This window comes from Nocardioides sp. J54 (assembly GCF_000519005.1).
Taxonomy (GTDB): domain Bacteria; phylum Actinomycetota; class Actinomycetes; order Propionibacteriales; family Nocardioidaceae; genus Nocardioides.
The window spans coordinates 149,839-161,909 of sequence record NZ_JAER01000008.1 but is presented as its reverse complement, the minus strand read 5'-3'; the positions used below and the strand labels follow the sequence as shown (position 1 = coordinate 161,909).

Sequence of the window (12,071 nt, the reverse complement as noted above, 5' to 3'; positions counted from 1 at the left end):
GCGGCGGGGTTCATCGCGACCAGCACGTCGGGACGGTCGCCGGCGGTGAGGATGTCGTGGTCGGCGAAGTGGACCTGGAACGAGGAGACGCCCGGGATCGTGCCCTGGGGGGCNCGGATCTCTGCGGGGAAGTTCGGCAGCGTGACCAGGTCGTTGCCGAACACCGCCGACTCCTGGGTGAACCGGTCACCCGTCAGCTGCATGCCGTCACCGGAGTCACCCGCGAACCGGATGATCACCCGGTCCAGCTGCTTGACCTGCTTGTCGCCGTGGACCGTGGTCGTCGTCATGAGGGCCTCGTCTCCTGGAGGGTGGTGGTCGGTGTCGGGGCGGCGGTCCGGTCGCCGAGGTGCTCGACGGCGTCGGGCAGGGTCCGGCCCTGCTCGATCACGGACCGCGCCTTCATCAGGTGGGGGACGTGGTTGCACGCAGCCGCGCCGACGACGACGCCGTCCTCGGCGAACAGGGCGAGGAACCTCCGGTCCTCGAAGCTGCCGCGGACCAGGGTCGGCGGGCCGCTGACCCGGCCGAGGGTCTGCACCTTGCAGCCCCACTGGTCGCTCCAGGCGTACGGCAGCGCCGTGGTCGCCACGTGGTCGGCGGGGTCGAGGAAGAGGTTGGTCGCCGCGGTCGCGGCGGAGTCACCGGCGTAGGTCCAGTGCTCGTGGCGCATCGGCCGGCCGTCGTCGGCACCGTCTCGGAGCACGGCGACGTCGCCGACGGCGAACACGTCCGGGAGGCTGGTCGCCTGCGTGGCGGAGACGACGACCCCGCCGTCCAGCTCGAGGCCGGCACCGTCCAGCCAGCCGAGGTCGGGCGCCGCGCCGACCGCGACCACCACGGCGTCGGGGCGGAGGGCGACCCCGTCGTCGAGGGTGACCACCGGGCCACCGTCGAAGTCGGCCAGGTCGGCCACGTGCCGCCCCAGGTGCAGCAGGGTGCCCTGCTCGTGGTGCAGCCCGGCGACGAAGCGCCCCACCTCAGGGCCCAGCATCCGCAGCATCGGCTGGTCGGCGGCGTCGACGAGGTCGACGGACAACCCGCGCTGCCGTGCCGCAGCTGCGACCTCGCAGCCGAGCACGCCGGCTCCGACGATGACAGCTGAACGGGCCCGGGTGAAGGCGTCGCGGAGGGCGCCGAGGTCCGCGAACGTGCGCAGGGTGAGGACACCGGGCACGTCCCGCCAGGCTGCCGGGACGGCTGCCCGGACACCGGTCGCGATGACCAGCCGGTCCCACGACAGCGACGAGCCGTCGTCGAGGGTAACGGTGCGCGCCGCGGGATCCAGCGCCGTCGCCCGGACCCCGAGGCGCCGCACCACCAGCGGGTCGTCGGCGTCGAGGGCCTGGTTGAGCGGGACCGGCTCCGCAGGGTCGTCGACCCGGGTGAGCAGCTCCTTGGACAGCGGCGGCCGCTGGTACGGCGCCCAGGGCTCCTCCCCGACCAGGGTCACCCGCACGTCGGGGTGGTGGCGGCGCGTCGCCTCAGCGGCGCGGAGCCCGGCGACCCCGGCCCCCACGATGACCACGTGACGGCTCATCACACTCCCTCAAACGATGATAATGATCCGGGATGTTATGTGGGGCCCGTCACTTCGTCAACGCTTTCTCGTGAACTGCATCACCCTGTTGACGTCCATGTGAATGGTATGCATGATTGCGCCAGATTGTGACGCAGGCCACCCGCTCTCGGAGGTGGCCGCGGGAGCCGGCACGCCCGCTCCACGCACAGGTCCGCTCGTGCGGCCGCCGCTGATCGATCGTCCCGAACCGAAGGAGCAGTCCGGAGATGCAGCAGTTGTGGATGGGCGGCCGGTGGCAGTCGGCACGCGACGGTGGCACCACCACGGTGGTGAACCCCGCGGACCTCACCGAGCTGGCCGAGATCCAGGTCGCCGGGGTCGGCGACATGGAGCGCGCGATCGGCATGGCCCGGTCGACGTTCGACGACGGCGTCTGGCGGAACCAGCCCCCGGAGAAGCGCGCAGCGGTGCTGCGCGGCGCGGCCGACCACATCGAGGCCCGCATCCCCGAGCTCGCCCGGCTGCTCACCTCCGAGCTCGGCTGCCCCATCTGGTTCTCCGAGAAGGCGCACGTGCCGAACCCGGTGCGCCACCTGCGCTACTACGCCGACCTCATCGAGAACACGCCGCTGGAGGAGGCCCGCACCGACGGGGTGAACCGGTCCCTCGTCGTGGACGAGCCGGTCGGTGTCGTCGGCGCCATCACCCCGTGGAACGGCCCGCTGAGCTCGCCGACCATCAAGGTCGCGCCGGCCCTGGCCGCCGGGTGCTCGGTGGTCGTGAAGCCCGCGACCCTGACCCCAATGACGATCATGGCGCTCGGCGAGGCCTTCGCCGAAGCCGGCCTCCCGGAGGGTGTGCTCTCCATCCTGCCTGCCGACCGCGAGGCCGGGAACCTGCTGATCCGGCACCCCGAGGTCGACAAGATCGGCTTCACCGGCAGCACCGAGGTCGGCAAGATGATCGCCCGTACGGCGGCCGACCGGGTCGGTCGCGTCACCCTCGAGCTCGGCGGCAAGTCCGCCGCCATCGTGCTGCGCGGCGCCGACGTCGACGCGATGGTCACGGCGCTGCTGCCGATGGCGTTCAGCGTCAACGGACAGCTGTGCATCTCCCAGTCCCGGGTGCTCGTCCCCCGCGACATGGAGGACGACGTGCGCGACGCCCTCGCCGCCGCCATCGCCGCCCTGAAGGTGGGCGACCCGCTCGACCCCGCCACCTTCATCGGCCCGCTGGTCAGCCAGCAGCAGCGCGACACCGTGCTCGGCTACCTCGACGTCGCCCGCGCCGAGGGCGCCGACGTCGCGGTCGGGGGCGGCGCCGCCCCCGCTGCCGGGCCGGGCTGGTACGTCGAGCCGACGCTCCTGGCGGGCGTCACCAATGCCATGCGCGTGGCCCAGGAGGAGATCTTCGGCCCCGTGATGTCCCTGATCACCTATGACGACGTGGAGGACGCCGTGAAGATCGCGAACGACAGTCCGTACGGCCTGTCCGGCTCCGTGTGGGGCTCGGACCCGGAGGTGGCGCTCGGCGTCGCCCGCCAGGTGCGCACCGGGATGGTGAGCATCAACGGTGCCCCGCAGTCGTGGGGCACCCCGTTCGGCGGCTTCAAGCAGTCGGGCATCGGCCGCGAGATGGGCCCCGAGGGCCTGCAGTCGTACCTCGAGAAGAAGTCGATCGCCCTGCCCGCCGGGACGGTGGTCGCATGAGCCGCACCGTTGCCGCTCCGCTCGACTCCAAGCGCTGCCTGGTCACCGGCGCCGCCCAGGGCATCGGCCGCTCCGTCGCCGTGACCCTCGCCGAGCAGGGGGCGGAGCACGTCGTGGTCACCGACCGCAACGTCGAGCTCGCCAAGGAGACCGCGGACCTGGTCCGCGCCGCCGGTTCGGAGGCCACGGTCATCGGCGCCGACCTGCGCAGCACGCAGGAGATCACGCAGCTCGTCGAGGACGCCGTCGCCGCGATGGGTGGCTTCGACGTGCTGGTCAACAACGCCGGCGTCATCGAGTCGGCACTGACCGACGAGTCGACGGTCGACACCCTCGCCGAGGAGTACTGGGACCTCGTCTTCGACGTGAACGTCAAGGCGATGTGGCTGCTGACCAAGCTGGCGACGCCGCACCTGCGCCGCGGCAACAACCCCGCGATCGCCAACTGCGCGTCGGTGTCGGGGCTCACCGGCTACCCGATGGGGCCGGCGTACTGCGCCAGCAAGGGCGCCGTCGTCCAGCTGACCCGTGCGTCCGCCGTCGACCTGGCGCCGGACATCCGGGTCAACGCCTACTGCCCCGGCTCGACCGACACCCCGATGCGGGACGGCTTCCTCGACGTCGCCCCCGACCGCGAGGCGGCCGAGCGGATGATGGCGGCCTCCTCGCTCATCCCGCGCGCGGGCCGCCCCGACGAGGTGGCCAACCTCGTCTCCTTCCTCGTCTCCGACGCGGCCTCGTTCGTCAACGGCGCCGTCATCACCGTCGACGGCGGCTCGCTCGCCTGGCGCGGGACCAACTGAGGAGCTGGCATGAGCAGTGACCTGAGCGCCCGGCCCGCCGGGCCTGCGACCGCGGTCGCCCCGGACGTCCCCGTCCTGGCGCTGCGCGACGTCTGCAAGACGTTCACCGGTGTCCGCGCCCTCAAGGGCGTCGACCTCGACATCGCGCCGGGCGAGATCCACGCCCTCGTCGGGGCCAACGGCTCCGGCAAGTCCACGCTGATCAAGACGCTCGCGGGCTACCACCTGCCGGACCCGGGCTCGCACGCCGAGCTGAACGGCGAGCCGTTCGTGCTCGGCCACCGCGGTGCCGAGGGGTACGAGCGGCTGCGCTTCGTGCACCAGGACCTCGGCCTGGTGCTGGAGATGTCGGCGGTGGAGAACCTCGCCCTCACGGCGGGCTTCATCACCACGCTCGGTGGTCGAGTCGACTGGAAGGCCCAGGCCCGGCGTACCCGGGAGATGCTCGCTCGGCTCGGGGTCGTCGACCTCGACGTCGACAAGCCGCTGTCCGAGGCCACCCCGGTCGAGCGCACGGTCGTCGCCATCGCGGCCGCGCTCACCAACTGGGAGGCCGACCGCGGCCTGCTCGTCCTCGACGAGCCGACCGCCGTGCTGCCGCACACCGAGGTCGACCGCCTGCTCGACATCGTGCGCGAGATCCGCGGCCTCGGCGCCTCGGTGCTCTACGTCTCCCACCGCCTCGACGAGATCTTCGCGATCGCCGACCGGGTCACCGTCCTGCGCGACGGCCTCGTCAGCGCCTGCCAGGACCTCACCGGGCTCGACACCCAGAAGCTCGCCGAGCTGATGGTCGGCGACAAGGTCGACGCCTCGTTCCGGCTGGAGCGTCCCGAGCCGGTCGGCGCGGGCACGGTGCTCGAGGTCCGGGGGCTCGCCTCGGGCGCGCTCGAGGACCTGGCGTTCAGCGTCCGTGCCGGTGAGGTCATCGGCCTCGCCGGGCTCGCGGGCTCCGGCGCCGAGACGGTGCCGTACGTGCTCGCCGGTGCCCGACCCGCCGAGGCCGGGGAGGTACGACGGGGTGCCGGTGACTGGGAGCCCGCTCGTCAGGCACTCGAGCAGGCCGGCTTCCCGCTGGTCCCGGCCGACCGGGTCGGCGAGGCGGTCGTGCCGAACTTCAGCGTCGCGGAGAACCTCACCCTGCGCGTGGTCCGCCGCTTCGGCACCCCGCTGCGCTGGACCAGCGGCAAGAAGGAGGGGTCCTTCGTCGACGACTGGATCCGGCGCCTCGAGATCAAGGTGTCCGGCCCGGACGACGCCATCACCAGCCTGAGCGGCGGCAACCAGCAGAAGGTCATCCTCGGCCGCTGCCTGGCGTCGAAGCCCGACCTGGTGATCCTCGCCGAGCCGACCGCCGGCGTCGACGTCGGCACCCGGCAGGCCATCTACGAGCTCGTCGGCGAGCTGGCGGACAACGGCCTCGCCGTCGTCGTCACCTCGACCGACACCACCGACCTGCTCGCCCTGTGCTCGCGCGTGATCGTGCTGCGCAACGGCCGGGTCGGCTCCGAACTGCGTGGCCCCGAGGTCACCGAGCAGTCCCTTCTCGCAGCCATGGAGGCAGACCAGTGACACTCACGACTTCCACCCCCGAGTCGGTGGAGATCCCGACCCCGGAGCGGCCGCCGACGTCGGGCCCGTCCGTCGGGACCCGGGTCCTCGGGATGCTCAGCCCTAACAAGGTCAGTGCGCTCTACGTCCTGGCCGTCATCGTCATCTTCTTCTCGATCCGCGTGCCGGAGACCTTCCCGAAGTCGGCGACGGTCAGCCAGGTGCTCAACGGCAACGCCGTGATCGGCCTCGCGGCCCTGTCGATCGTGATCCCGCTGTCCGCGCGCGTCTTCGACCTCTCCTTCGCCTACACGATGTCGCTGTCCGGCGTGACCGCGGCGTACTTCGTGGTCGAGCGCGAGTGGTCCACCAGCACCGCGATCGCCGCAGCGCTGGCGGTCTCGCTCGTGGTCGGCGTCATCAACGCCTTCGTCGTGGTCATCCTGCGCGTCGACTCGCTCATCGGCACACTGGCGACCGGGTCGCTCATCCAGGCGTTCATCACCTTCGTGACCAACGAGGTCCCGATCACCGGCTCGGCCCTCTACGGCTCGTTCTCCGACATCGGCCAGAAGCAGGCGCTCGGCGTGACGCTGCCGGTCATCTACATGTTCGTGCTCGCCGCGGCGCTGTGGTTCCTGATGGAGCACACCGCGATGGGTCGCCGCATCTACGCCACCGGCTTCAACACCGAGGCCGCCCGCCTGTCCGGCATCCCGACCAAGCGCATCCAGTTCTGCTCGCTGCTGGTCTCCGCGGTGCTCGCCGGCTGGGCCGGCATCACCCTGGCCGCGGTGCTGGGCTCCGGCTCGCCGACCGCGGGCACGCCGTACCTCCTGCCGGCCTTCGCCGCCGCCTTCCTCGGCGCGACCCAGCTGCGCCCGGGCCGCTTCAACGCCTGGGGCACCATGCTCGGCGTCATCACCCTCGGCGCCGGTACGACGGGCCTCGCGCTCGCCGCCTCGCCGCCGTGGGCCGCCAACATGTTCACCGGCATCGTGCTGATCGCGGCACTGGCCGTCACCACGGTCGAGCGCAGCGGCGGCCGCTCGTTCCGCCTGCGCCGCAAGGGCAAGCACACGGAGGCTGCCGCATGACCGGCACGACCGACGAGCGGATCGCGCGCGACGGCGCGAACGCCCAGGGCCGGGCGGTCGGCCGGTGCCCGGTCATCCACACCGACTACCGCGTCGAGCGCCCGGCGTTCGAGACCTGGCAGCTGCTGAACGAGGACCGTGAGGAGGCGCCCGCGGCCTGGAACGACTCGACGTCGGCGGGCTTCTGGGTCGTCAACCGGTACGACGACGTGCGCGAGGCCCTCGGCATGCACGAGGTCTTCACCAACGACGTCACCAGCGCCTTCATCACCGAGCAGGCCGCCCCGCTGCTGCCGCAGAACCTCAACCAGCCCGAGCACGCCGACCTGCGTCGGGTGTTGAACCCGTACTTCTCGCCGGCGGCGGTGAAGCGGCTGTCGGGCTTCGCCCGGGAGCGGGCGCGGGAGCTGGTCGACCAGCTCGAGGGTGCGAAGCGGATCGACATCACCGAGGGCTTCGCGATGCAGTACCCCACCGACCTCTTCCTGGCCCTGATGGGCCTGCCGGTCGAGGACGGCGAGTGGCTGCTGCCGCTGGTCGAGGACATGTTCCTCGGGTTCTTCAACGACGACGACGAGTCGGTGCGCAAGGCCGTCGCCGCGACGACCGCGATCGACGAGTACTTCGAGAAGGCGGTGGACGACCGGGTCACCAACCCGCGCGACCCCGCCGAGGACCTGATCTCCCGCCTGCTGGTCTCGAAGATCCGCGACCAGGAGATCTCGCGCCGCGACATCGTGGTCATCTGCACCACCCTCATGGCGGCCGGCCTCGACACCACCCGCTCGGCGCTCGGCTACGTCTTCCACCACCTCGCCGGTGACGAGGAGCTGCGGCACCACCTCACCGCCCACCCCGAGGACTGGCCGAAGGCGATCGAGGAGTCGATCCGGCTCTACTCCCTGCTCATCCAGGACGGCCGCAAGGTCGGCGAGGACATCACCTGGCGCGGCATGGAGATGAAGAAGGGCGACATGGTCTGGCTCGGGCTCGCGGCCGCCAACCGCGACCCGCGCAAGTTCCCCGACCCGGACCGCTTCGACATGGACCGGGAGAACCTGTCGCACCACATGGGCTTCGGCATCGGCCACCACCGCTGCATCGGCATGCACCTGGCGCGCGCCGAGATGGTCATCGCCCTCGAGGAGTGGCACGCCCGCATCCCCGACTACCGCATCGCTCCCGGCCAGGAGCTCCGCGAGCGCGGCGGCCAGCTGCGCCTCCAGTCGCTCGTCCTCGAGTGGGACTGACCCGACTCAGGTAGTCATCACGCACCAGCCGCCCGGCCCTCTGGCCGGGCGGCTTCGTGCGTTGCCTGCCGGTCCGGGGTGGCAGCATGGCCCGGATGAACCCACCCACCACCAACCCCGTCGGCCAGGCCGACGTCATGGTGCTGATGGTCGTCCTCGCTCGCTACGAGGCTGCCGTGCGCGGAGGGGACGTGGACGACCACGGCCTCCAGCGACTGGCTGACCAGTGCGCCGACGTCGGCCTGCTGGAGGGGCCCGGCCCGCACCGTCGTGCCGACGTGGCCGAGGCCCTCAGCGACATCGGTCTGCGCCTCCGGTACGCGATCGGTGAGCACTCGTCCGACCCGACTGCTGCTGGGTGAGCCCGTCGTCGGGGACCCGGCCCCGGCGCGGCCGTCGAGGGTCGTCGCAGGAACGCCGAAGGGCCCGCCACCTCGTCGAGGTGACGGGCCCTCCGTCAGGTCCCACCCTCAGGTGGGGCAGCGGTGCGTCAGTTGACGCCCCAGAGCTTGAAGTACTGGTCGGAGACGTCGGCCACGACCGGGAAGATCTCCTTGTCGGTCGGGAGCGTGTCCTTGGTGACGATCCAGTCCGGGACCTCGACGTCCGGGTCGGGCTCCACGCCGGCGAACTTGCGGGCCAGCGCGTCGACCATGGAGAACATCTCCTCGTAGTACGGGAAGGTGATGGTCGCCTCCTGGAGGCCGCCGGAGATGTACTGCAGCGTGGTCTCGTCCGGGCCGACGCCGATCACGGTGACGTCGTTGAGGCCGGCGGCCTTGAGCGCGGCCGGCAGGCCGGCACCGAGGGCACCGTCGATGCTGAGCGCGACGTACTTCGTGTTCGGGTTGGAGCGCAGGTAGGACACGATCCGGTCCGGGACGTCCTTGCCGAGCGCGGTGATCGGGATGTCGATGACGTCGTTGCCGCAGGCCTCGCAGGTCTCGTCGAAGACCTTGTCGTAGCCCTTCTTGATCGAGCCGATGATCTCGAACGCGGAGACGTTGACGAAGACCGCGTTGCCCTTGCCGTCGCTCTTGTCGACGATGTACGCCGCCATCAGCTCGCCCGGGCGCTCGGACTGCTCCGGGGTGCCGATGACGAAGTCCAGCTTCTCGCCGTCGGCCGGGTCGGTGGTGCAGCACGCGACGACCTCGATGCCCATCTCCGCGGCCTGGTCGAGCTCGTTCTTGAAGGCGGAGACCGGGGTGGCCGGGTAGAGCACGCCGTCGGGCTTGTCGCGAAGGATCTGCTGCCAGCCCTTCTTGATGCCCTCGGGGGTGCCGTCGTTGGCGATCGCGGTGAACTCCCAGCCGAGCGCGTCCGTGGCCTGCTTGATGATGTCGGCCTCGAGGTTGCAGGTCGAGGTGCCGCAGGAGAGGAAGGTGACCCGCTTGCCCTTCGGGACCGGCTTGCCGATCGGGGTGGCGTTGGGGATCCGGGTGGGCTGCTTGCTGAACTCGGCCACCAGCTCACGCGCCTGCTGGAGGCCCTCCTGGTTGACGTCCTCGTCGGAGACGCTGCTGGCCGTGCTGGAGCCACAGGCCGCGGCGGTGAGGAGGACCAGCGCGGCCAGCGCGCCGGAGGCGGCCCGGCGGGACCGGGTGAGGGGAATCGTGATCATGTGTCGACTTTCGGGGTGAGTGACGTGGGTCACGCTGATGGATCAAGGGAACCGTAAATACCATTCGCATGGTTGTCAACGAAATCACGCAGGTTTTCACTTGCGGCGAGACGTTCCGGTGTGACGCTTGACATTGATGTTCATGGTAGGCAGGGTTGCGTGACGCAGATCAACCCGTGATCTCCCTCACTGGGGGACGCACCGCCGGCGAGGCGGGACCGAAAGGACACCTGAGATGGCTCGAGTCGTCGTGGACTACGACCGCTGCACCGGACATGGCCGCTGCTACTCGGTTGCGGAGGACCTCCTCCCGTACGACGAGGAGGGCTTCGTGCAGGCCCGCCACGAGGACTTCGTGATCGCGGCCGACCAGGTTTCGCTGGCGCAGCAGGCGGCCGCCGCCTGCCCCGAGGGCGCCATGACCATCGTTGTGGAGGACTGAAGATGAGCGTGACGATCGAGGAGCTCGCCGCCCGGCTCGGGCGGCTCGAGGACGTGGAGGCGGCCCGGGGCTTCTTCCACACCTATGCCGAGACCCTGGACGTGCCGGACCCGGCCACCGTCGCCGCGTTGTTCGCCGTCGACGGCAAGCTGCACACCCCGATGGGCAGCTTCGAGGGTCGCGACGCGATCGAGAAGTTCTACGGCGAGGCCTTCGCCGCCGACACCTCGCTGAAGCGGCACTTCCTGGCCAACGCGAAGTCCGAGTCGCTGGAGCCCGGCGTGGTCCGGCTGCAGTCGTACTTCCTCTACGTCGGTCGCGGCGACGACGCCTCGATCATCGGGTGGGGCACCTACGACGACACCATCGACGTGAGCGGCGAGTCCCCGCTGTTCGTCGAGAAGACCATCGAGGTGCACATGGGCACCACGCTCGACCAGGGGTGGGCCAAGTGAGCGCCGTGCACGTCAAGCCCGTCGTCGACCGCTTCGCCGGCCGGGTCGCCGTGGTGACCGGTGGCGCTTCCGGCATCGGGGCGGCCACCATCCGCCGCTTCCACGCGGAGGGCGCGTCCGTCGTCATCGCCGACGTCCAGGAGGTGGCCGGCAAGGAGCTGGCCACCGAGCTGGGCGAGCGCGCCATCTTCGTGCGCACCGACGTCTCCGTCGAGGAGGACGTCGCCGCGCTCGTGGACGCCGCGGTGCAGGAGTTCGGCCGGATCGACGTGTTCTACGCCAACGCGGGCGTGATGGGCGCGCTCGGCCCGATCGCGAAGCTGCGCACCGAGGACGTCGACGCCACGATCGCGATCAACCTGCGCGGGGTGCTGCTCTCCTTCAAGCACGCCACCCGGGTGATGACCGAGCAGGGCAGCGGCGTGCTGCTCGCGACCTCCAGCCCGGCCGGCCTGCAGGGCGGGCCCGGCCCGCACGTCTACAGCGCGACGAAGGCCGGCATCATCGGCCTCACCCAGTCGGTGGCCGCGGAGGTGCGCCCGCTCGGCATCCGCGCCAACGTGATCGTCCCCGGCGCGATGCTGACCGCCATGAACGCGGACATCCTCACCGGCGACGCGAACGACCTGGACGGTGCCGAGAAGCTGCTCGCGGACTGGAACCTGATCGACCGTCCCGGCCTGCCCGAGGACATCGCCGGCGCCGCGGCCTTCCTGGCCAGCGACGACGGGCGCTTCATCACCGGCGTGACCCTCAACGTCGACGCCGGCATGTGCACCGCCCCCGGGCCGTCGGCCTTCGCCGGCGGCCAGTGGGAGAACCCGGTGGGCATGTTCGAGGCCGGGCGGAGGAGCTGACGATGAGCCAGACGACGAGCCAGGACAGCACCGACGTCCTCGCCGAGCTGGTGGCGCGCGAGCAGATCCGCGAGCTGGCCGCCAACTACTGCCACGGCATCGACAAGCGCGACCTCGACCGCCTCCTGGGCGTCTTCGACGAGAAGGCCGAGTGGGTCCTGGGCGAGGACGTCCGGCCGACCGGCCACGACGCCATCGCCGAGATGACCCGCGGCATCTGGGAGGCACACGAGCTGACCCACCACTGGACCGCGAACCACGTCATCGAGGTGGACGGCGACCGGGCGACCGGGCTCTGCGACGTGGACTCCACGGTCCGCCTGGCGAGCGGCGAGTGGAAGCGCGCCGCCGCGAGCTACCGCGACGAGTACCGCAACGTCGACGGCCAGTGGAAGATCACCCGCCGCGAGGCGGAGATGAGCTTCCTCGAGCCGCTGGGCTGAAGGAGCACGACATGACCTACGTGATCGCTGCCCCGTGCGTCGACACCAAGGACAAGGCGTGCGTGGACGAGTGCCCGATCGACTGCATCTACGAGGGGTCCCGGATGCTCTACATCCACCCCGACGAGTGCGTCGACTGCGGTGCGTGCGAGCCGGTCTGCCCGGTCGAGGCGATCTTCGACGACGCCTCCGTGCCGGAGCAGTGGTCGTCGTACCTCGAGGTCAACCGGCGGGCGCTCGAGCCGCTCGGCTCGCCCGGCGGTGCCCGCAACGCCCCCACCGCACCCCTCGACATCACCGAGCTCGCCTGAGCCCACC

At 71.0% G+C, this 12,071-nt stretch carries 13 protein-coding genes and 1 pseudogene; 11 read left to right on the top strand and 3 right to left on the bottom strand.

What is annotated here, in order from left to right; translation table 11 throughout:
- Together NOCJ54_RS0108305 and NOCJ54_RS24595 are read right to left on the bottom strand one after the other, a co-directional pair.
- Positions 1-290: pseudogene (locus NOCJ54_RS0108305) on the bottom strand (2-oxoacid:acceptor oxidoreductase family protein); the annotation flags it as partial.
- Positions 287-1,540 (bottom strand): NAD(P)/FAD-dependent oxidoreductase, encoded by a 1,254-nt coding sequence (locus NOCJ54_RS24595; protein WP_084254986.1) that lies wholly within the window; start codon positions 1,538-1,540, stop codon positions 287-289. The gene NOCJ54_RS24595 and the pseudogene NOCJ54_RS0108305, both read right to left, overlap by 4 nt.
- Positions 1,541-1,788: 248 nt before the next feature.
- On the opposite strand from NOCJ54_RS24595, the gene NOCJ54_RS0108295 reads away from it, so the two are divergent.
- The 6 genes from NOCJ54_RS0108295 (at position 1,789) to NOCJ54_RS0108270 (ending at position 8,294) form a co-directional block, all read left to right on the top strand.
- Positions 1,789-3,231 carry an aldehyde dehydrogenase gene (locus NOCJ54_RS0108295; RefSeq protein WP_028655132.1) on the top strand — a complete coding sequence of 481 codons (1,443 nt, stop codon included), beginning with the start codon at positions 1,789-1,791 and terminating at the stop codon, positions 3,229-3,231.
- Positions 3,228-4,034: an SDR family NAD(P)-dependent oxidoreductase gene (locus NOCJ54_RS0108290; protein ID WP_028655131.1), complete on the top strand. Its 807-nt coding sequence runs from the start codon at positions 3,228-3,230 to the stop codon at positions 4,032-4,034. The genes NOCJ54_RS0108295 and NOCJ54_RS0108290 overlap by 4 nt, the downstream gene beginning before the upstream one ends.
- Positions 4,035-4,043: 9 nt before the next feature.
- Positions 4,044-5,606, top strand: a complete 1,563-nt coding sequence (locus tag NOCJ54_RS0108285) for a sugar ABC transporter ATP-binding protein (protein ID WP_051485615.1) — start codon at positions 4,044-4,046, stop codon at positions 5,604-5,606.
- Positions 5,603-6,682 (top strand): ABC transporter permease, encoded by a 1,080-nt coding sequence (locus NOCJ54_RS24590; protein WP_157514830.1) that lies wholly within the window; start codon positions 5,603-5,605, stop codon positions 6,680-6,682. Before NOCJ54_RS0108285 ends, NOCJ54_RS24590 begins: the two co-directional genes overlap by 4 nt.
- Positions 6,679-7,932: a cytochrome P450 gene (locus NOCJ54_RS0108275; RefSeq protein ID WP_051485613.1), complete on the top strand. Its 1,254-nt coding sequence runs from the start codon at positions 6,679-6,681 to the stop codon at positions 7,930-7,932. Before NOCJ54_RS24590 ends, NOCJ54_RS0108275 begins: the two co-directional genes overlap by 4 nt.
- 95 nt (positions 7,933-8,027) lie before the next feature.
- Positions 8,028-8,294: a hypothetical protein gene (locus NOCJ54_RS0108270; RefSeq protein ID WP_157514829.1), complete on the top strand. Its 267-nt coding sequence runs from the start codon at positions 8,028-8,030 to the stop codon at positions 8,292-8,294.
- 128 nt (positions 8,295-8,422) lie between these two features.
- On the opposite strand, the gene NOCJ54_RS0108265 is transcribed toward NOCJ54_RS0108270, so the two are convergent.
- Positions 8,423-9,556 (bottom strand): sugar ABC transporter substrate-binding protein, encoded by a 1,134-nt coding sequence (locus tag NOCJ54_RS0108265; protein WP_028655127.1) that lies wholly within the window; start codon positions 9,554-9,556, stop codon positions 8,423-8,425.
- A gap of 235 nt (positions 9,557-9,791) precedes the next feature.
- Between NOCJ54_RS0108265 and NOCJ54_RS0108260 the strand changes: the two genes are divergently transcribed.
- The 5 genes from NOCJ54_RS0108260 to fdxA are packed head-to-tail and all read left to right on the top strand — an operon-like array spanning position 9,792 to position 12,064.
- A complete protein-coding gene (locus tag NOCJ54_RS0108260) occupies positions 9,792-9,998 on the top strand; it encodes a ferredoxin (protein ID WP_028655126.1) in 207 nt (68 codons plus the stop codon).
- Positions 9,999-10,000: 2 nt separating this feature from the next.
- A complete protein-coding gene (locus tag NOCJ54_RS0108255; protein WP_028655125.1) occupies positions 10,001-10,453 on the top strand; it encodes a nuclear transport factor 2 family protein in 453 nt (150 codons plus the stop codon).
- Positions 10,450-11,310: an SDR family NAD(P)-dependent oxidoreductase gene (locus NOCJ54_RS0108250; RefSeq protein ID WP_198020154.1), complete on the top strand. Its 861-nt coding sequence runs from the start codon at positions 10,450-10,452 to the stop codon at positions 11,308-11,310. The genes NOCJ54_RS0108255 and NOCJ54_RS0108250 overlap by 4 nt, the downstream gene beginning before the upstream one ends.
- A gap of 2 nt (positions 11,311-11,312) precedes the next feature.
- Positions 11,313-11,753, top strand: a complete 441-nt coding sequence (locus NOCJ54_RS24585) for a nuclear transport factor 2 family protein (RefSeq protein ID WP_051485612.1) — start codon at positions 11,313-11,315, stop codon at positions 11,751-11,753.
- Between the two features lie 11 nt (positions 11,754-11,764).
- On the top strand, positions 11,765-12,064 hold the full coding sequence (fdxA, locus tag NOCJ54_RS24580; protein ID WP_051485611.1) for a ferredoxin: 300 nt from the start codon (positions 11,765-11,767) through the stop codon (positions 12,062-12,064).
- Positions 12,065-12,071: the final 7 nt, after the last annotated feature.

Excerpts from the sequence above, each read along its gene's own strand:
- NOCJ54_RS0108295 (WP_028655132.1), top strand. The coding sequence starts at position 1,789 with ATGCAGCAGTTGTGGATGGGCGGCCGGTGGCAGTCGGCACGCGACGGT.
- NOCJ54_RS0108260 (WP_028655126.1), top strand. The coding sequence starts at position 9,792 with ATGGCTCGAGTCGTCGTGGACTACGACCGCTGCACCGGACATGGCCGC.
- NOCJ54_RS0108270 (WP_157514829.1), top strand. The coding sequence starts at position 8,028 with ATGAACCCACCCACCACCAACCCCGTCGGCCAGGCCGACGTCATGGTG.
- NOCJ54_RS24585 (WP_051485612.1), top strand. The coding sequence starts at position 11,313 with ATGAGCCAGACGACGAGCCAGGACAGCACCGACGTCCTCGCCGAGCTG.
- NOCJ54_RS0108290 (WP_028655131.1), top strand. The coding sequence starts at position 3,228 with ATGAGCCGCACCGTTGCCGCTCCGCTCGACTCCAAGCGCTGCCTGGTC.
- NOCJ54_RS24595 (WP_084254986.1), bottom strand. The coding sequence starts at position 1,540 with ATGAGCCGTCACGTGGTCATCGTGGGGGCCGGGGTCGCCGGGCTCCGC.
- NOCJ54_RS0108265 (WP_028655127.1), bottom strand. The coding sequence starts at position 9,556 with ATGATCACGATTCCCCTCACCCGGTCCCGCCGGGCCGCCTCCGGCGCG.
- NOCJ54_RS0108285 (WP_051485615.1), top strand. The coding sequence starts at position 4,044 with ATGAGCAGTGACCTGAGCGCCCGGCCCGCCGGGCCTGCGACCGCGGTC.
- fdxA (WP_051485611.1), top strand. The coding sequence starts at position 11,765 with ATGACCTACGTGATCGCTGCCCCGTGCGTCGACACCAAGGACAAGGCG.
- NOCJ54_RS0108275 (WP_051485613.1), top strand. The coding sequence starts at position 6,679 with ATGACCGGCACGACCGACGAGCGGATCGCGCGCGACGGCGCGAACGCC.
- NOCJ54_RS0108255 (WP_028655125.1), top strand. The coding sequence starts at position 10,001 with ATGAGCGTGACGATCGAGGAGCTCGCCGCCCGGCTCGGGCGGCTCGAG.